Genomic DNA, 19,454 nt, shown 5'->3' on the forward strand with positions numbered 1-19,454 from the left:
CCAAATGAATAAGAATGCCGCTACGCAACTGCACATCTATTCCGCCTTTTTCGTACTCGCGGGATTTGTTTTAAATCGGGGAGTGTTTCTACTTTTCCTTGCGGATAAAGGAATGTCTGTCACGGAAATCGCTCTTTATCAAGCCCTGTACAACATTGCAACGGTCGTCCTCGAGCTGCCAACAGGGCTGGTAGGCGATTTCTTTGGAAAGAAGTTCTCGATTCAAGTGGGCGTTCTGCTTCTTTTCTTCCATACGGCTGGCATGCTGTTGCTCTCAGGCCCCTTTCTCGTCGCGCTTTCCCTTGTCGAGGCACTCGCCTACTCCCTTCAATCGGGATCCGAACAAGCACTTTTATATGAAATTGCCCGAAATGCCGGTCAAGGAGAGCGCTTCCTCACCATCAACGCTCGGCTGCTTGCCGCGCAATCAATCGCGACGGGAGTGGCAATCGTACTTGGATCATTCATTGCCCAAGTATCTTGGAGTGCCCTCTACGTATGCGTTTCCGTTTTCTATCTCCTGCAGCTTTTCCTTCTGTATCCCATTGAGAGGATGGAAACGACCCATTCCAAAAACTCTGGGGAGGAAAGGTTTGACGTAGCCAAGATCTTCAGACGCGAAACCTGGAGCATTGGAGAATCCGCTTTTGCGGTGTTGCTTCTTCTAATCGGCACAAGCATGCTCGATGGATTCTATGGGAGTTATTACAACTTGAATCAGTTGGTATTCGACGCATTTGATGCTCCCGTCTCCATAATAGGAATCTTTTTCGGTGCATCCTATGCAGTAAATGCGACGGCCTACATTGCAGCAGATTTCTTCTCATCGCGTTTTGGGAAAAGAAATACCATGCTCGGCTCGATGCTAATCGAGGCTGGCCTTTTCATGATTCTTCCGTGGTTCGCTTCAAATCCGCTGTGTTTGTTTGGCCTTAGCATGGTGCTTTGTTTTCTCCCAGAAGTGGTGTACATCACTTCGGAAAACTTAATCCAAGACGCTATAGCGGACGATCTCCGCGCGACGATCCTTTCCGTCGCGTCTCTGGTAAGGGCTCTCTTTTCTGCAATGTTTTTCTCCATATTTGGATATGTGTTGGGGTTATATCCCATTCAGATAGCGCTCGGTGTTATTGGCGCAATCGCGATAGCAATTACCGCCGTTGTTTCTTTAAAAATGGTAGGAATACATGTCTCCAAGAATTGATATATCGATTGACGAGCTGCCCGAAGCGTCGAGCCTTCTTGATGGACATGACTATTCGTCACAAATCATTCAGCGTATCGCCGGGGTTCCAGTAATACTCGATGCATCGGGATGCCCTCATTCCCTTTTTGAAGGTCCCAAATTGACTACCCGTGTGGGTTTGGCTAGGTTCGGGTGCTGTCCGTGCCGTGGGGTAAAATCGTTCAGTCAGAACACGAACCCGCATCGGAGCTCATCACATGGCATTCGTCCATCTGCACAATCACACTGTTTTCTCCATGCTCGACGGCGCAACCCGTATCCAGGATATGGTCAACCGTGCCGTTGAGCTTGGCATGCCCGCCGTGGCCATTACCGACCACGGTTACATGTACGGCGTGCCCGATCTGGCGCTGGCCTGCGACGCCGTCAACCACAACACACCCGAGTACAAAACCTGGAGCCACGACAAGGCCTTCTTGGAAAAGGATCGCCGCGACGAGTTGGTGGAGCCCGATCCCGAGGCAAACCCGCGCGAGCATGCCCAGTATGTGAAGGACATGGCCATGTGGGATGAGAAGGGCAACATCGACGAGCTCAAGCCGCCCCTGGTCATCAAGCCCATCTTTGGCTGCGAGGTCTACTTTACGCCGGACGAGACCCTTGCCCGCGACCATAAGCCCGAGCTCTACCACATGATCCTCCTGGCCAAGGACCAGGAGGGCTACGTCAACCTGATGCAGACGGTTTCCGAGGCCGCCGTGCAGGGCTTTTACTACAAGCCCCGCGTGACGCTCGACAACCTGCGCCGCCATGCCAAGGGCATGATCTGCACGAGCGCCTGCATCGCGGGCATCATTCCCAAATACATCGACCGCGGTGACATGGAGGGCGCCATCAAGTGGGCCGAGACCTTCCGCGATACCTTCGAACCCGGCGACTTTTATATCGAGATCCAGGAACACGGCATCACCACCGACAACGGCCTGACCGACGAGCAGATGGACCGCACGCTCATCGATATCGCCAAGCAGGTGGGCGTCAAAGTCATTGCCACCAACGACTTCCACTACCTGCGCCGCGAGGACGCGCCGGTGCAGGACGTCATCATGTGCATTGGCATGAACGCCAAGGTCGACGACCCCAACCGCATGCGCATGACCGGCTCGGAGTTTTATATGAAGACCGAGGAGGAGATGCGGGCGATGTTCCCGTATTGCCCCGAGGCCTGCGACAACACGCTCGAGATCGCCGACAAGTGCTACGTAGAGCTGGACTGGGACTCCATCATCCTGCCGCGCTTCCCGCTGCTCGATCCCGGCGAGACGCACGAGAGCCAGTTCCGCCGCGAGTGCGAGAAGGGCCTGCGCCAGCACTACGGTGACGACTGGGCCACGCGCGAGATCGGTGGCGTCAACATCAAAGAGCGCTTTGAGTACGAATACAAAGTCATCTGCGACAAGGGCTTTGCCGCCTACTTTTTGATTGTTGCCGAGTACGTGCAATGGGCCAAGGACAACGGCATCGGCGTCGGCCCCGGCCGTGGCTCGGCTGCCGGCGCTATCGTCGCCTACGCCATGAACATCACCGCGTTCGATCCGCTCGAGAACGGCCTGATGTTTGAGAGGTTCCTGTCCCCGCAGCGTACCGAGATGCCCGATATCGATATGGACTTCGACGATGAGCGGCGCCTCGAGGTCGTGGAGCACGTTCGCCAGCTCTACGGCCCCGAGAAGGTCACCCACGTCATCACCTACTCGACCATTAAGGCCAAGCAGGCCATCAACGACGCCGCTCGCGTCCTGGACTACCCGGTCTACATGGGCCAGCGTCTGTCCAAGATGGTCTCGAGCGACCCCAAGGTCAAGCTCAAGCAGGTGCTCGAAAAGCAACCCGGCAAAGAGGACCTGTTTAACCCCGATTTTGCCGAGGCATATAAAAAGGACGACGACGCCCGCCGCATCATCGACACGGCGCTCTCAATCGAGGGCCTCACCCGTGGCGAGGGCGTGCACGCGTGCGCCGTTCTGATCTGCCGCGACCCCGTCAACGAGCACGTGCCCACCAAGCTCGACACCAAGGGCGGCGTCGAGATTACCCAGTACGAGGGCCATACCGTTGCCGACATGGGCCTGCTCAAGATGGACTTCTTGGGCCTGCGCACGCTGACTGTTATCTCCAAGGCCAAGGCAAACATCAAAAAGAACTTCGGCATCGACATCAAAGAGGAAGAGATTCCCTTTGACGACCCCGAGATCTTTAAGCTCATGGGTTCCGGCCACACCGCCGGCGTCTTCCAGGTCGAGTCCGCCGGCATGACGGCCACGATCAAGAACATGAAGCCCACCGAGTACAAGCACGTCGTAGCATTGATCGCCCTGTACCGCCCGGGCCCGCTGGGCGCCGGCATGGTTTCGTCCTACATCAACCGTATGAACGGCAAGGAGCCGGCGGTCTCCTACGACGACCGCCTGGACGACATCCTGGGCGAAACCTACGGCACTATGGTCTACCAGGAGCAGGTTATGCTCATCTCCGTTGAGATGTGCGGCTTCTCCAAGGGCGAATCGGACTCGCGTATCCGTAAGCCCGTGGCTAAGAAAAAGATCAAGCTGCTCACGTCGACGGTGCTGCACTGGGAGGATGGCTCGGACGAGACCACCTACGACCACTGGATGAACGGCGCTATCAAGAACAACTACACGCGCGAGGTCGCCCAGAAGATTTGGGACGATGTTCTCGAGTTCGCGTCTTACGCCTTTAACAAGTCGCACTCCGCCGGCTACGCCATTCTGGTTATGCAGACGGCATGGCTCAAGGCGCACTATCCGCACGAGTACATGGCGGCCGTTCTGACGTCCTATACGGGCAAGACCGACAAGATCGTGCACTACGTCTCGGCGTGCCGTCACGACGGCATCCCCGTGCTGTCGCCAGATGTCAACGAGTCCGGTACCGAGTTCACGGCTACCAAGGAGGGCGTGCGCTTTGGTCTGGCCGGCATCCGCGGCGTGGGCACCGGCGTGGCGCAGGCGATTATCGCCGAACGCGAGGCGGGCGGTCCGTTTAAGACGCTGCACGATTTTGTCGAGCGCGTGGACTCGAGCCAGGCAAACCGTCGTGTGATCGAATCGCTGATCAAGGCAGGCGCCTTCGACTCCACGGGGTATCCGCGTCGCCAGATGATGCACTTTGTGGACAAGAACAACCCCGAGAACATCATCGATGCCGCGGTAAAGCGCCAGAAGGACCGCGCGAGCGGCCAGACGTCGTTCTTCGATATGTTTGGCGACGTTGAGGGCTCGGGCTTTGAGGTGAGCGTGCCCGATCCGGATGGCCAGGAGTGGGACCGCCACCTTAAGCTGAGCCAAGAGAAAGAGGTTCTGGGCATCTATGTCTCGGACCACCCGCTGCGCCCGTTTGAGTATGCGCTAGCCAAGGCGCGCGACTTCTCGTTCTCGCAGATCGATACCGGTTACGAGGTGCAGAATCCTACGGGCGGCACCATCAACCAGGAGATTCCCGAGGGCAAGGCGCTGTGGTGGGCCGGTATGGTCTCGAGCGTGTCCAAGCGCGTGACCAAAAACGGTGACCCCATGGGCATCGTGCAGCTCGAGGACATGGAAGGCGAGGCCACCGTCGTCGTGTTCCCCAAGACCTATAAAGAGGCCGAGGGGTACCTGTACGGCGAGGTCGATCCCGAGACCGGCGCGCAGCTGTCCGATGCCTTTGTGCGCATTAAGGGCAAGCTCGAGCGCTCGGACCGCGGCGACCAGATCATCGCGCAGGAGATCGTGCCGCTCGAGCTTAACGAGGAGAACAACAAGCCCAAGGTGTTTGAGGTCATGGTGCCCAACAGCCGCTTTAGCCAGGGCAATATGGCGCGTCTTGCCACGGTGCTTACCGCCAACCCGGGCGGCGATCGCGTGGAGATCTTTATCGAGCAGGCAGACGGACGCGTGCTGCGTGCCGAAGTGCCGGCCAAGGTCAACGCGCGCTCGATTCCGCTGCTGGCAGAGGCCAAGGCCATCGTCGGCAACCAGGGCCGCGTGACGGTGATCTAAGCTACCCCGGGTGAGATTGGAGGAAGTGATGGCGCAGGGGACGTTTGTGCAGGCACTCCGGAAAGAGGCGGCGTTGAGCGGCACCTTTATGAAGGGCCGCTCGCTCATGCTCAACGGCGCCGTGCTGTCGATTGAGGACAGCGGCTCGCGCTTCTCCAAAAACGTGACGATTGAGGGGTCGGTGCGCGGCTCGCGCGGCGACCTGTACAAGACGCACGTGGCGCTCGACATGGACGAGCACGAGGTGATCGACTACGACTGCGATTGCCCCGCCGCCTATCGTTACCCCGGTATGTGCAAGCACGCCATCGCCACAGCGCTGGCGTATCTGGACGCCAGCGGCATTGAGCCTGTTGAGGGGCTGCGCACACCGGTTCGCACGTTTACGGCGCAGCCGAAACAGCCCGCGCGCACCGCGCCCAAAGCGCCGGCCGTCAACCCCAACTTTCCCTTCCCGGCGCCCGTCCCCACAAGCCCCAGCCTCATGGCGGCGCTCTCTGATCTTTCGGACGCACGCATGGATGAGCTGGCGAGCATGCGCCGCAAGCTTGCCGGTGCCGTTGATCCCGACGCCCCCAAAGCGGCGTTGGAGCCCTCGTTGGTGCCGTACTACAATCCGCTGTTCGCTGACCGCTTTAGCTGGGCGCTCGAGTTCCGCATTCGCTGTGGATCGGTCTCCTACGTGGTCAAGGACATCGACGGCATGGCCGATGCCTACGTGCGCGGCGGCACGTTCTCCTATGGCAAGAAGCTCACGTTTGTCCATTCACCTGAGGCCTTTGACGAAACATCGGCAAAGCTGCTCAACCTTGTTGTGACGACAGTTGCCTATCTCGATGACATCACAAGCTCGCGTTCGGCGTCGTACGACTTTGCCCGCAGCGGTTTTGTTGCCGAGCGTCAGTTGCCGCTGTCCGAGCATAGCATCGTATATGTGCTGGACCTGCTGCGCGGCCAGACCATCTCCTTTGAGCCCGCCTGGTCGCGGGGGATGACGACGCATCGCACCTACGACGTGGCGGTTGAGCTGTCTCCGCAAGGGGAGGACGAGGCATCCGCTAAGCGCCCACCGCTGCTTGCCGCCAAAATCGCGCCGGCGGCTGGTGGTAGCTATGACCTGCGCCTGCCCGCCGATATGTACTGCTTTGCGTCGGGCGATGCCGCCTACTTGGTTGACACGCGCCGCGCGCGCCGTACCGACGCTGCATTTGCTCAGCATGCCGCACCTTTTTTGTCGCGCTTGCTGCCGTGCCGCACGCCCGCCCATATTGCCGCCGAGCAGGTGGGTGAGTTCTGCCGTATGGCGCTGCCCATTTTGCGCGACTACACCGACCTCACCGCGCCCGCCGCGCTCGATACCGTGGCACCCGAGCCGAGCTTTGCTATGGCGATCGGTGTCGACGATGGGCTCGTGACCTGCAAAATTACGGTTACCTACGGCGATTGGTCGGCGGATCTCTTTAGCCTGGGCGCTCCGGGCAGCCCCTTCGAAGAGCAGCGCCCCGGTGTGCCGCCCCGCGACGAGGTGGCGGAGTTTCGCGTTATGGATACGGCGGCCCTGTACTTCGATTTCTACGAGGGCGGTCTGGCGTTTGAGGAGCGCGATGACGCCCGCTTGTTCTGCCTGCTGACCGAGGGCCTGTCCGCCCTGTCCGAACTGGGTGAGGTCATGCTCAGCGACCGTCTGCGCCAGATCTCGGTCCGCCCCGCGCCCAAGCTCTCGGTTCGTGCGACCGTTAAGAGCAATCTGCTCGATGTCGAGCTGGGCGCGAGCGGGCTTTCGGCCGCGGACCTTGCCGTCTATCTCGATTCGTACAAGCGCCATCAAACGTTTGCGCGCCTTACGTCCGGCGACATCATTCGCCTGGACGAGGGGGCGCGCGCCGCGTTTGGCCTTGCCGAGGACCTGGGTGTCGATGCCGTCGACCTGCTCGACGGCGTGTCGCTTCCCGCGTCGAGCACCCTGTTCGTCGACAGCATGCTCGCACGCACGCCGGCGCTCGAGGCCGATCGCGACGCTGCGTTCCGCCGTACCGTCGAGCGCCTGGACACGCTCGGCAAGATGGACTTTACGGTGCCGGCATCGCTCAAGGCAACGATGCGCGGCTACCAGGTCGACGGATACCAGTGGCTCGGCTCGCTCGAACACCTGGGCCTTGGCGGCATCTTGGCCGACGACATGGGCCTGGGCAAAACGCTCCAGATGATTGCGCATATTCTGGCGCGCGTGGAGGCGGGGGACACCAAGCCCACGCTCGTGGTATGCCCGGCCTCACTCGTGTACAACTGGACTGCCGAGCTGGAGCGCTTTGCCCCGTCGCTCGATGTGTGCGCCATTGTGGGCGCCAAGGCTCAACGCCGCGTGCAGATCGCCGGCGTGGCCGAGCATAGCGTGGTCGTGACGTCGTATGACCTTATGCGGCGCGATATCGACGAGTACGTCGAGCAGGATTTTGCCCGCGTGGTGCTCGATGAGGCACAGTACATTAAAAATCCGCTCACGCAGGTGGCGCGCGCCGCCAAGCGCCTGCCTGCCGGCGTGCGCTTTGCCCTGACGGGCACGCCCATCGAAAACCGCCTGTCCGAGCTCTGGAGCATCTTCGACTTTTTGATGCCGGGCCTTTTGGGGACGCGCGAGTCGTTTGCCAAGCGCTTTGAGAGCCCCGTCGAGCATGCCGAGGGCGATAGCGCCGCTCGCCTGCAGGCGCTCGTGTCGCCGTTTGTGCTGCGCCGTGTTAAGGAAGACGTGGTGGCCGACCTGCCCGAGAAGATCGAAGACACCGTCATGGCGCAGCTTACCGGCGAGCAGCGCAAGCTCTACCTGGCCAACCAGGACCGCATCGCCCAGCAGGTGCAGCACCGCGAGGCTGGGGAGTTTAAGAAGGACAAACTCAAGGTGCTCGCCGAGCTCACCAAGCTGCGCCAGATCTGCTGCGACCCGCGTCTACACTACGAGGATTACAAGGCGGGGAGCGCCAAGCTCGATACGTGTATGGAGCTCGTTCACGGCGCACTCGACTGCGGGCATCGCATCCTGTTGTTCAGCCAGTTCACGGGTATGCTCGATATCATCGGTAAGCGCTTGGCCAGGGAGGACATCGCCTTCCTTAAGCTCACGGGCGCTTCGTCTAAGGAGAGCCGCGCCAAGATGGTCGCGCAGTTCCAAGCGGGCGAGGTTCCGGTCTTTTTGATTTCGCTCAAGGCGGGCGGCGTGGGCCTTAACCTGACGGCGGCCGACGTGGTCATCCACTACGACCCGTGGTGGAACGTGGCAGCGCAGGACCAGGCGACCGACCGCGCGCACCGTATTGGCCAGCAACATACCGTGACCGTGTACAAGCTCATCGCCAAGGACACGATCGAGGAACGCATCATGCAGATGCAGGAGTCCAAGCGCGACCTGGTCAACAGCGTGCTCGGCGGCGACGGCATCTCCTCGGCGCTGTTTACCCGCGAGGATGTTCTGGCGCTGCTCGGCGGCGACGGGCGCTAGCCTCGCTCATTATGTGTTCATTTGCGATGCCGTGGATGGTTCGCGCGCCTTTGGGCATAAGAAGCATTGAGAACATCGGCACATCAGCAAAGGAGAACATCATGGCGAAATTCTTTAAGGACCCCGACGGCAAGCTCATTGCCGCCCTTGGCAACGACGTTGCAACCCCTGCCGGCTGCACGGAGCTGACCGCGAACACCGAGGACGCGGCGCACGAGAAGCACGTGCCCGTCGTTGAGAGCGAGCGCGACGGTCACGTGATCCGCGCGCGCGTGGGATCGGTCGAGCATCCTATGGTGCCCGAGCACTACATCGAGTGGATCGCCCTTGAGGCCGAGGGCCGTCTGGAGGTCCATTACCTTGAGCCCGGCATGAAGCCTGCGACGTTTTTTGCCGGCGGTTCCAAGACCGGTACCGTCTATGCCTATTGCAACCTGCATGGGCTGTGGTCCGCGACGTTCTAGGAGCGCGTCCCCGCTCGGGGTATCATAGCTAGCACATGCACATGCGAGCGCCGACTGCATCATGCGGCCGGCGCTTTTACTACGACAACGATGGTTTACGACGGAAAGGGCTGAGCCATGAAGCTCGCACTTGCACAGATCGATATGCGCCTGGGTGATATTGAGGGCATTTGCGGCCGCATCGAGGACCAGGCTCGTCTGGCCCACGAGCGCGGGGCGCGCGTGCTGTGCGTGCCGGCTCCGCTCTTTATGGGCGCCATGCCCGGGGGCCTGGTGGGCACTGCCGACTTTGAGCACGACATGTTGACAGGCCTGACCGGTGTCGCCGAGCGTATCCAAGAACTCGATATGATCTGCATCGTGCCCGCGGCGGTTTCGTTTGAGGGCCAGCCCCTGCTCGACTACATGATGCTCAAGGACGGCCATGTGGTGCCGGCCCGTTCGAGCATTGCTCTGCAGCGTGGTGGGAACGGTGATGCCCGTTGGGCACCGCCGGTGTTCGACGTGGACGGCGTGCGTATCGCCGTGATCTTCGACTTGGACCGCGAACTCGAGATGCTGCCGACCGGCGTCGACCTCATCGCCTATTTTCAGTTCAACGCGTTTGATATGACCGACCGCGAGACGGCCGCCATTGCCGCCGTTCGCAGCGGTGCCTACCGCAAGATCGCATCCAAGCGCAGCGTGTGGTTTGCCTGCATGGCGCCGGTCGGTGCCTATGACGAGTCGGTGTATACCGGCGGGTCGTTTGTACTCGACGACTGTGGGCGCGTGGTGGCCCAAGCGCCGTGTTTTGAAGAGAGCCTGCTGGTTCAGGAGATTCAGCGCGGCGTAATGCTCGATGCCCTGGAGGACCACGAGCTGCCCGAGTTTCGTTCCGAGGAGTGGTTGTGGCAGGCGCTGGTGCTCGCTGTGCGCGATAACGCCCGTGCCCATGGCACGTCGCGTGCCGTGGTGGCGCTCGAGGGCGATCTGCCGTCGTCTTTGCTTGCGGCGCTGGCTGTCGATGCATTGGGCTCGCGCAACGTGATCGGCCTGGTGTTGGACCGCAACCGCATCTTTACGCCGGCGCAGGAAGAGGCCGAGGCCGCTCGTTGTGCCGCCGTTCGCGCGATTGCCGAGCGCCTGCATATTCGCACGGTTGAGCGCGATGCGCCGGATGCGGCGCGCGTACTCGACCGCGATGTGTCGGCGGGCGACGCCGAGCGCCTGCGCTCTCGCACGCTGGGCCTTATGCTGGAGGACACGGCGCTCGAGCTGGGCGCGATGGCTCTGAGCCCGCTGTCCAAGACCGAGTACGCGTTGGCGGCACCGGCGCTTTGCGGTGGCTACCAGGGCGATTACGCGCCCTTTGGTGATGTGTACCTGTCGACGCTCGAGTTTGTGGCGCGCGTGCGCAACCGCACGTCTGCCGTGGTGCCGCAGGAGCTCGTGACGCTCAACGCGGTGGAAGATTGCATGGAGCGCGTGCTGGCGCGGGCGCTCTCGACGCTCGACGGTCCGATCGACATGCTCGACCGCGCGGCGCAGCTGCTCGATGGGCTCGAACCGGGTGAGGTCGATGGCGCGCTCGAGTCACACGTCGACCGCAACCGTCCCTTCGACGACATCCCAATGGCCGCCGGCAAGTCCGAGGCTTGCTCGCTGCTGCTGATGCTCGTGCGCCAGGGCGAGGCTGCCCGTCACATGCTGCCGACGGCGCCGATCGTCTCGGCCCGTTCGTTTGCCGAGCGTGCCTGGCCGTATATGCTCGCGTGGTCCGACCTGGGACTGAGCGGTAAAGAGCGCATGACGGTCGATGCGCTGGCACGCGCCGAGGTGCGCCGCTTTGCCGACGAGGATACAAGCGAGCGCATGCGTGGCGAGATGATGGGCATACTGGGTGACCTGTTGGGTATTTCACCCGAGCAGATGGAGGAACTGCGCTCCGAGGACGGCCAGCGCCGCCTGCACGAGGGCATGAAAAAGTTTGAGGGCGAGGTCCAGGACGCCATCGGAAAGATGATGGGCGGCCAGGGCGGACCGCAGGGTGGGCCCCAGGGCACGCCGATGCCGCATCCGCCGGTTGATCCCCGACAGTTCCCATTCTTCTCGCAGAACTAAACTGGGGATGGGATTCGCTCTCAACCCCGATACTTCAACTAAGCATCTTGACCCCGTTGTGTTATTCTAGAACAGACGTTCGTGAGTAGTGCGCGGGGCCTTGCCTTGCGCTTGGTAAAAGACGAGGGGAGGTTGGCTTGGTTATTTTAGGCATTGACCCCGGTTTGGCTCATACGGGTTGGGGGATTATCGAGGAGCGGCGTGGCGAGGTTCGCTGCCGTGCCTATGGCTGCATCGAGACCAGCGCGGGTAGTCCGCTCGCGGTGCGCCTGTCGCATATCGCCCGCGACCTCAAGGGTGTCGTGGAGCGCTATCGACCCGATACCGCTGCTATCGAGAGCATTTACTTTGGCGCCAACGTTCGCTCGGCCATCCCTACGGCGCATGCCCGCGGCGCTGCGCTTGTGGCGCTTTCGGAGTGCGCGCTCGAGATCGGCGAGTACACGCCCATGCAGATCAAACAGGCTGTGGTGGGTACCGGCGCCGCGGACAAGCGGCAGGTCGCCTACATGGTACGCACGCTAACGCAGCTCGACCACGACCCGCATCCCGACCATGCCGCCGATGCCCTGGCCTGTGCCATCTGCCACGTAAACCTCAGCCGCACCCGCGCCCTCACCGGTGGCGAGTTCTATCAACAGAGAGGAACCGGATACTGATGATTTCCCAGCTCCACGGAACGCTTGTCGAGGCCACGATGAGCTCTGCTGTCGTCGATGTGTCGGGCGTTGGCTTTGAGCTCGGCATCTCGGGCAGCACTGCGGCCACGTTGCCGACGCCCGGCGGCGAGGTCCGCCTCTACACGCGTATGCAGGTGCGCGAGGACGCCATGACACTTTTCGGTTTTTCCTCTAAGGATGAGCGCACGATGTTCGATCGGCTCGTGTTCGTCTCGGGCGTTGGCCCGCGCTTGGCGCTCGCCGTGCTTTCCACCTATACCGTGGGGCAGCTGTATTCGCTGGTGATGGCCGAGGACGACAAGGGCATGGCCAAGGTGCCCGGTGTGGGCAAAAAGACAGCTCAGCGTCTGATCCTGGAGCTCAAGAGCACCTTTGCCAAGGACAAGGGCTTTGTGCCGGTCGACGTGATTCCCGGCCAGGTTGCGATGCCCGTGCCCGCTGCCGCTCCCTCGGCCATCGATGACGCCCGTGCGGCGCTCCTTTCCATGGGCTTTAGCCCGCAGGAGACCGATGTTGCCCTGAGCGGGTATGATGGGCAGGATATGCGTGTCGAGGATTTGCTCGGCGCGGCGCTTAAGCGACTCGGAATGGATGCGTGATGTGGGAAGCCGATGACTCTCAGGACCTGTGGGCGACGCCCGGCAACTCGCCGGCGGCATCCATGGCGCACGGCGAGCGCATGGTGGGCTCGGAGCTGACGGCCGAGGACCTCGATGTCGATCGCACTTTGCGCCCCCAGCGCCTGGACGATTACTGCGGCCAGGAGCATATCAAGCAGAGCCTGCGCGTGTTGATCGAAGCGGCGCAGAGCCGTGGCGAGACGCTCGACCACGTGATCTTCTCGGGCCCTCCGGGTCTGGGCAAGACCACGCTGGCTACGGTTATCGCCAACGAGCTGGGCGCTCAGATCAAGACCACGAGTGGCCCTGCCATCGCGCGCACCGGCGACCTGGCAGCCATCCTTACTAACTTGCAGCCGGGTGATGTGCTGTTTATCGACGAGATCCACCGCCTCAACCGTTCGGTCGAGGAGGTCCTGTACCCCGCGATGGAGGACTTTGCCCTCGATATCGTGATTGGCAAGGGTCCGGCGGCGCGCTCGATTCGCCTGGATATCCCCAAGTTTACGCTGGTGGCGGCAACGACCCGCTCGGGTATGCTGACTGGCCCGCTGCGCGATCGCTTTGGCATTTCATATCGCCTGGATTACTACACGGTCGAAGAACTCGCGCAGATTGTGACGCGCTCGGCGTCCATCCTGGGTGTGACAATAGACCATCCGAGCGCGCTCGAGATCGGCTCGCGCTCGCGTGGCACGCCGCGCTTGGCTAACCGTTTGCTCAAGCGCGTGCGCGACTATGCGCAGGTGCGTGGCAACGGTCCCATTGAGCTTGGTATTTGCCGTCAGGCGCTCGAGTTCTTCGAGATCGATGAGCTTGGTCTGGACTGGATGGATATTCGCATTTTGGAGACACTCGCTAAGACGTTCTCCGGACGTGCCGTGGGCCTGACAACGCTTGCCAGCGCTGTGGGCGAGGACCCGGGAACGCTCGAGGATGTCTATGAGCCCTATCTGCTGCAGTGCGGGTTGATGATTCGTACGCCGCAGGGCCGTCAGGCAACCCTGCGCACCTTTGAGCACCTGGGGATTGAACCTACCGTTTAGGGCGCTTTGTTTTGGCGGGCTGTTGGGCTATCGCCGGGCATCGGGTAAACATATCGCCGTTCATCGGTTATGGGCGTTTTACTATTGCGCACCCGTGCTATGCTGAATTGGTCTTTTTCTCATTCGGTAACGAAAGGACCGCCCATGCCTACTGACATCGAAATCGCACGTTCTGTCACGCCGTTGCCTATTACCGAGGTGGCCAAGAACGCCGGCGTCGACGTTAAGCACCTTATTCCGTACGGCTTCGACAAGGCTAAGGTCGACTATTCACTGCTCAACGAGCCGACCGATCACCAGGCCAAGCTCGTCCTCGTGACCGCTATCAACCCAACGCCTGCGGGCGAGGGCAAGACCACCACGACCATCGGTCTGGCCGATGGCCTGCGTCGTCGCGGCGTCAAGAGTGCCGTGGCCCTGCGCGAGCCTTCGCTCGGCCCCGTCTTTGGTGTTAAGGGCGGTGCTGCCGGCGGCGGCTGGGCTCAGGTGATCCCCATGGAGGATATCAACCTGCACTTTACCGGCGACTTCCATGCCATCGGTGCTGCCAACAACCTGCTGGCCGCCATGCTTGATAACCACATCCAGCAGGGCAACCAGCTTGGCATCGACGTTAAACGCATCACTTGGAAGCGCGTCGTCGATATGAACGACCGTCAGCTGCGCCACGTCATCGACGGTATTGGCGGTAAGGCCCAGGGCGTGCCGCGCGAGGACGGCTTCGATATCACCGTCGCCTCCGAGGTCATGGCAATCCTGTGCCTGTCTACGAGTATCAGCGACCTCAAGGAGCGCCTGGGCGAGATCGTCGTCGGCTACAGCTTTGCCGGCGAGCCCGTCCGTGCCCGCGACCTTAAGGCCCAGGGTGCCATGGCCGCGTTGCTTAAGGACGCGCTCAAGCCCAACCTGGTGCAAACGCTCGAGGGCACGCCCGCGTTTGTCCACGGCGGTCCCTTCGCCAACATCGCCCACGGCTGCAACTCTATCATGGCCACGCGTATGGCGATGCGCTTTGGCGATGTCGCCATTACCGAGGCCGGCTTCGGTGCCGATCTGGGTGCCGAGAAGTTCCTCGACATCAAGTGCCGTATGACGGGCGTTCGCCCCAGCGCCGTCGTGGTCGTCGCGACCGCTCGTGCGCTGAAGTACAACGGTGGCGTCGCCAAGGCCGACCTCAACGAGGAGAACCTCGAGGCACTCAAGGCCGGCATGCCCAACCTGCTGCGTCACGTCGACAACATCCAGAACGTTTATGGTCTGCCCTGCGTGGTCGCCATCAACCGCTTCCCGACGGACACCGAGGCCGAGCTTGCGCTCATCGAGTCCGAGTGCCAGAAGCTCGGCGTCAACGTTAAGCTTTCCGAGGTCTGGGCCAAGGGCGGCGAGGGCGCGCTCGAGCTTGCCGATGAGGTCATGCGTCTGATTGAGCAGCCGAGCGAGCTCAAGTTTGCCTATGAGGACGGCGCCGATGTCGCCGACGCTCTTGAGGCCATTGCCACCAAGGTCTACCGCGCCGATGGCGTTGACTTTACGCCGGCCGCCAAGCGCCAGCTCGCCGAGCTGCGCGAGAACGGCTTTGGCAACCTGCCGGTGTGCGTGGCCAAGACGCAGTACAGCTTTAGCGACAACGCCAAGGCCCTGGGCGCTCCCGAGAACTTCCGCATCACGGTGCGTGAGCTCAAGGTTTCCGCCGGTGCCCACTTTGTGGTCGCACTGACCGGCAGTGTTCTGACCATGCCGGGCCTGCCCAAGGTCCCCGCGGCTGAGAACATCGACGTCGACAACGACGGCAACATCACCGGCCTGTTCTAAGCTTGTTGCCCATAGCTGCTTGCCCGCCCCGTCGCGCCTACCAAGGCCCGGCGGGGCTTTTGTTTTCTAGCCGCGCTTGTCTTGTAGATATGGACGGGCTCTGTCCGTCACGGGCTTTTGCGCGGGTAGAATGCATGGATAACTTGATGCTTACGGGCGACGGAAAGGAATCGTTGCATGGATCAGGACAAGACAACCGTGATGGGCGGCTACGGTTCCGCGCAGGCTGGCGATAGCGCCGATGCGACCCGCGTTGTTCCCAACCCCGGTTATACCGACCCCGCCGCGACGCAGCCTTCTGCCGAGCCAACCCGGGTTATGGGCTATGGCGACACAGCGCGGGATTCTTATGCCGTATCTTCGCAAGGCCCCTATGGCAACGCAGCTCCGGACCCGTTTGATTACGCGCCGCAGGATTCTTATGCCGCCTCGACGCCGAATCCCTATGATGACCTGCCGCAAAATCCCATTCCGCAGCCTCAGCAGACGACGTATATGCCTCGCACGGCGCAGCCTCGCTACGAGTCGCGCGAGCCGTATCGCGAGTACCCCAAGTCGATTCCGCAATATGGCGAGGACGAGGAGAAGAAGCCGTCGCGTTCGTCGAGCGTGATCAAGAAGATCCTCATCGTGCTGGCGATCTTCTTTGCGCTGTCGGTTGTGTTTGCCATTGTGTCGGGCATGCTCAACAAGCGAGGGAGTTCAACGGCTGATACCGCTGCCGAGCAAACCGAGTCCGCCTCGTCTAGCACCGTCGATCTGAGCGATATCCCGGGGCAGTACTGGTCCAACGCCAAGAAGCTCCTCAAGTCGCGCGGCGCCAATCTTTCGAATGCCGTGGTCCTGACTGATGATGGCTCAACGCCCGTCATCGATGCCAACTGGGTCGTTACTTCTGCTTACTATAACGACAGCGGCAACCTCGAAATTCAACTCACGCACAAGAATAGCTCGGGCAACTCACCCGACGGCCAAAGCGGTACCGACAGCTCGAGTTCCAATACGTTGGAGGACTTGAGCAACAAGGCACAGGAGCTTGGGGATAAGGCCCAAGAGCTGGGCGACACGGCCCAGAACCTGGGCGACACCGCTCAGAACTTGGGCGACATGGCGACGGATGCCTGGAACGCCCTACAAAACGGCATCTCGGGCACGCAGGGAAACTAGCTGTTAAGCGGGCTACAGCTGCTCGGCCGGACGGTCGGGCGAGCTAAAGCCCGAGTCAAACGTAACGACGCATGAGGCATTGGGTCGGCGCTCGTGCACGATGCGCGTGACGAGCTCCAGCAGCTCCTCGTCGGATATGTCAAAGCCGTCGGGACGCACAAGGTCAAACGAAACGAACCCGTCGTGCTCGTGCAGGTCGTGGATGGAGAGCGCGGGATCGATCTGCGTAACGCCACGCTTGACCCAGCCGCGTAGGTCGTCGCCGGTGGTGGCGATGGGGTCGCAGTGCAACGTGATGCCAATGCCCATCTGGCGCTTGATGTCGTGCTCGATGGTGTCTAGGATCTCGTGGTGCTCAAATGCGTCGCCCTCGCCGGGCATCTCCACGTGGGCGCTGGCAAACTGACGACCGGGGCCGTAGTCGTGCACCATCAGGTCGTGTGTGCCCAAGACCTGCGGATAGGACATGATCTTGTCGCGGATTGCCTGGACGAGCTTGGGATCGGGCGCTTGCCCCAGCAACGGGCTGATGGCGTCGCGCACTAGGCCCATGCCGCTGATGCAGATGAAGATGCCCACACCCAAGCCCGCCCAGCCGTCGAGGTCAAAGCCGGTCGTTTGCGAAATAAGCGCCGCCGCTAAGACCGAGCCCGAGGTGATGACGTCGTTTTTGGAGTCCTGTGCTGTGGCAATGAGTGTTTCGGAATCGATACGGTTGCCCAGCGCGCGGTTGAATGCGGCCATCCAGAGCTTAACGAGCATGGATGTAGCCAGTGCCGCAAGGGAAACGAGCGTGTAAGCGGTGGGGGAGGGCTTGATGATCTTGGTGACCGACTCGAGGATCAGGTTGATGCCGACGGCGCAAACCAGGACGGCGACGAACAGACCGGCTAGGTACTCGTAGCGGCCGTGGCCATAGGGGTGGCCTTCGTCGGCCGGGCGGCTGGCAAGGCGGAACCCGAGCAGACTCACGATGTTGCTCGAGGCGTCGGAGAGGTTGTTGAAGGCGTCGGCGATGAGCGAGACAGAGCCGGCGAGCAGGCCCGCGATGCCCTTGGCCAGGCACAGAGTGATGTTGAGGCCAATGCAGACGAGGCTTGCGGAAAAGCCCGCGTTGGTGCGGCAAGATGCATCGACCGGCTCGCTCTCGCTGCCGGGAACAAGCGTATGTACCAGCCGATTTACAAATAGCATAGCGGTCGTCCTCACAATCATGTTTAAGGGGATAGTGTAGCTCGCGCGGGGGCGCCGTGCACCGATGCTCAGAAAATGCAGCAATAGTCTGCCGGTGCTAACGAGCGAGCCTTCTCGTCTGCCTGGGTGGTCCATTTTGGGCCACATGGGTATGGGCATGTGCCTGTTTGCTCGACATACTTAATGTCGACAGCCCCTGTGCAAAGGAGGACGTTTCCATGGACGAGATGTTTGCCATTAAATGTCAAAACTGCGGCGGCCCTATGTACTCGCACCAAGCTAAGCGCAGCTTTGAGTGCGCTTATTGCGGTGCGGTCATTCCGTGGCAGGCGGACGCCGGAGAGCCCAAGAGCGCTTTGGGCATTCGCCATACGCCGTTGACGGTAGTGGATGGACTACTCAAGCTCACGCATGTGTCGCAACTCGAGCGCCCGGAGGACCCGGACTGGTATTTCTTCAATTCGCACTGGCGCAATCAGTCGGTCCTGGAACATCTGCTGTGGGAGGATCGCGGCACGGCCCAGGAGTTCCAAGAGGCCACGCACGTGAGCATCCCCTGTCCCTTCTGCGGAGCGTCCTTTGAGGGCGAGTCGACCCAGCGCGTGTTTGAGTGCCCGTCCTGCGGCAACAAGATCGGTGTCGCCGACCTGCTCAAGCCGGGGACGTTTAGCAAGCGCCTGACCATGGGCGTTGGTGCGGAATATGTGCCCGAACAGGGTATTCCCTGCGAGATAACGCCGCAGCAGGCGCGCGCCAATGCGCTTGAGCTGGTGCGCCGATATCCAGACGCCTTTGCCGGTCACGATGTGGAAGACGCGATTCAAAACGACATGATGCTCTTCTACTTCCCCATGGCGCTCGCGGACCTGCGCATGATGGCGTCCTTCCCGGGCAAGGGCCTGAGCAAGGAGACCCTGGTGTACTACGAGGTGCTCGACTGGGCATATCCCAGGGCAAACTACCTGGACGTTCGCCTTATGGGCATTCTGGAGCCATGGGACTTTGCCAAGGTTGGGTCGTTCGACCCGGCCATGCAGGAAGGCGACTTCCGCGTTGTCTCCGTCGATGCGTCCACCAAGGACCAGGTGGTCATTGACAAGCTGGCGCTCGACATTGTCGGCAACGATGCCGAGACTTTCCTGGGGCTCAATAAAAAGAGCATCCGCACCTGGGCGCGCAAGGCCCGCAAGCACAAGGACGGCCTGGTTATGGTGCCGGCCTACTTTGTCGATCGTCCCGCGTCGGATGGACGTAATGGCGAGCAGGTGCGCATTGCCGTGAACGGCCAGACGGGCCGTGCGGCGGCGGTGGTGTTTAGCGACAAGCGCGAGACGCATATTGTGGCGCCGCTCAATCCGAGCCTGCATCTGTCCGGCGAAAGCACCGTTCACGCCACGCCCGTCGAGGTCAAATACATCAAATCGCCATTCCTGTACCAAATTGTGCGCCGTGGAGGCGACGAGCAGCCACGTCAGGTGGCAGCGGCTGCCGAGGGTTCCTACCGAGAGGAGAAGCCCAAACGCAAGGGCTTGTTCGCTGCGATCTTTGGTAAGTAGGGGAGTGGTGCCGGTTGGCTCGCGAGAGTGCGCAACATCCCGCCCGGGTTGATTTTCAATCTCAACGCAACA

The 19,454-nt window shown here is 61.3% G+C and carries 12 protein-coding genes; 11 read left to right on the plus strand and 1 reads right to left on the minus strand.

The features are described 5' to 3' along the window. Nucleotides 1-4: 4 nt before the first annotated feature. The 10 genes from DW850_RS07185 to DW850_RS07230 all read left to right on the plus strand — a co-directional run bounded on the left by DW850_RS07185 (nt 5) and on the right by DW850_RS07230 (nt 16,632). Nucleotides 5-1,204: an MFS transporter gene (locus DW850_RS07185; protein ID WP_117786687.1), complete on the plus strand. Its 1,200-nt coding sequence runs from the start codon at nt 5-7 to the stop codon at nt 1,202-1,204. 239 nt (nt 1,205-1,443) lie between these two features. Then, nucleotides 1,444-5,247, plus strand: a complete 3,804-nt coding sequence (dnaE, locus tag DW850_RS07190) for a DNA polymerase III subunit alpha (RefSeq protein ID WP_117786688.1) — start codon at nt 1,444-1,446, stop codon at nt 5,245-5,247. A 28-nt stretch (nt 5,248-5,275) separates the two neighbouring features. Then, nucleotides 5,276-8,740, plus strand: a complete 3,465-nt coding sequence (locus DW850_RS07195; RefSeq protein ID WP_117786689.1) for an SNF2-related protein — start codon at nt 5,276-5,278, stop codon at nt 8,738-8,740. 101 nt (nt 8,741-8,841) lie between these two features. Next, nucleotides 8,842-9,204, plus strand: a complete 363-nt coding sequence (locus DW850_RS07200) for a desulfoferrodoxin family protein (protein WP_117786690.1) — start codon at nt 8,842-8,844, stop codon at nt 9,202-9,204. 117 nt (nt 9,205-9,321) lie between these two features. After that, nucleotides 9,322-11,307 carry a hypothetical protein gene (locus DW850_RS07205; protein ID WP_117786691.1) on the plus strand — a complete coding sequence of 662 codons (1,986 nt, stop codon included), beginning with the start codon at nt 9,322-9,324 and terminating at the stop codon, nt 11,305-11,307. Nucleotides 11,308-11,444: 137 nt separating this feature from the next. Then, nucleotides 11,445-11,966 carry a crossover junction endodeoxyribonuclease RuvC gene (gene ruvC / locus DW850_RS07210; protein WP_035137351.1) on the plus strand — a complete coding sequence of 174 codons (522 nt, stop codon included), beginning with the start codon at nt 11,445-11,447 and terminating at the stop codon, nt 11,964-11,966. Continuing rightward, on the plus strand, nt 11,966-12,586 hold the full coding sequence (gene ruvA / locus DW850_RS07215) for a Holliday junction branch migration protein RuvA (protein WP_117786692.1): 621 nt from the start codon (nt 11,966-11,968) through the stop codon (nt 12,584-12,586). Before ruvC ends, ruvA begins: the two co-directional genes overlap by 1 nt. Then, nucleotides 12,586-13,653, plus strand: coding sequence for a Holliday junction branch migration DNA helicase RuvB (gene ruvB, locus DW850_RS07220; protein ID WP_117786693.1), 1,068 nt, complete (start codon nt 12,586-12,588; stop codon nt 13,651-13,653). The genes ruvA and ruvB overlap by 1 nt, the downstream gene beginning before the upstream one ends. Nucleotides 13,654-13,797: 144 nt before the next feature. After that, on the plus strand, nt 13,798-15,465 hold the full coding sequence (locus DW850_RS07225) for a formate--tetrahydrofolate ligase (protein ID WP_117778469.1): 1,668 nt from the start codon (nt 13,798-13,800) through the stop codon (nt 15,463-15,465). A gap of 177 nt (nt 15,466-15,642) precedes the next feature. Beyond that, nucleotides 15,643-16,632: a hypothetical protein gene (locus tag DW850_RS07230; protein ID WP_117786694.1), complete on the plus strand. Its 990-nt coding sequence runs from the start codon at nt 15,643-15,645 to the stop codon at nt 16,630-16,632. 12 nt (nt 16,633-16,644) lie between these two features. On the opposite strand, the gene DW850_RS07235 is transcribed toward DW850_RS07230, so the two are convergent. Continuing rightward, entirely contained in the window at nt 16,645-17,826 is a 1,182-nt protein-coding gene (locus DW850_RS07235) for a cation diffusion facilitator family transporter (protein ID WP_117786695.1), read from the minus strand. 218 nt (nt 17,827-18,044) lie between these two features. Between DW850_RS07235 and DW850_RS07240 the strand changes: the two genes are divergently transcribed. Continuing rightward, entirely contained in the window at nt 18,045-19,382 is a 1,338-nt protein-coding gene (locus DW850_RS07240; RefSeq protein ID WP_117786696.1) for a hypothetical protein, read from the plus strand. The last annotated feature ends 72 nt before the right edge of the window (nt 19,383-19,454 follow it).

Origin of the sequence: Collinsella sp. AM36-4AA (genome assembly GCF_003467795.1) — a bacterium.
Taxonomy (GTDB): domain Bacteria; phylum Actinomycetota; class Coriobacteriia; order Coriobacteriales; family Coriobacteriaceae; genus Collinsella.

Excerpts from the sequence above, each read along its gene's own strand:
- DW850_RS07225 (WP_117778469.1), top strand. The coding sequence starts at position 13,798 with ATGCCTACTGACATCGAAATCGCACGTTCTGTCACGCCGTTGCCTATT.
- dnaE (WP_117786688.1), top strand. The coding sequence starts at position 1,444 with ATGGCATTCGTCCATCTGCACAATCACACTGTTTTCTCCATGCTCGAC.
- DW850_RS07185 (WP_117786687.1), top strand. The coding sequence starts at position 5 with ATGAATAAGAATGCCGCTACGCAACTGCACATCTATTCCGCCTTTTTC.
- ruvA (WP_117786692.1), top strand. The coding sequence starts at position 11,966 with ATGATTTCCCAGCTCCACGGAACGCTTGTCGAGGCCACGATGAGCTCT.
- DW850_RS07200 (WP_117786690.1), top strand. The coding sequence starts at position 8,842 with ATGGCGAAATTCTTTAAGGACCCCGACGGCAAGCTCATTGCCGCCCTT.
- DW850_RS07205 (WP_117786691.1), top strand. The coding sequence starts at position 9,322 with ATGAAGCTCGCACTTGCACAGATCGATATGCGCCTGGGTGATATTGAG.
- DW850_RS07235 (WP_117786695.1), bottom strand. The coding sequence starts at position 17,826 with ATGCTATTTGTAAATCGGCTGGTACATACGCTTGTTCCCGGCAGCGAG.
- DW850_RS07195 (WP_117786689.1), top strand. The coding sequence starts at position 5,276 with ATGGCGCAGGGGACGTTTGTGCAGGCACTCCGGAAAGAGGCGGCGTTG.
- DW850_RS07240 (WP_117786696.1), top strand. The coding sequence starts at position 18,045 with ATGGACGAGATGTTTGCCATTAAATGTCAAAACTGCGGCGGCCCTATG.
- ruvB (WP_117786693.1), top strand. The coding sequence starts at position 12,586 with ATGTGGGAAGCCGATGACTCTCAGGACCTGTGGGCGACGCCCGGCAAC.
- DW850_RS07230 (WP_117786694.1), top strand. The coding sequence starts at position 15,643 with ATGGATCAGGACAAGACAACCGTGATGGGCGGCTACGGTTCCGCGCAG.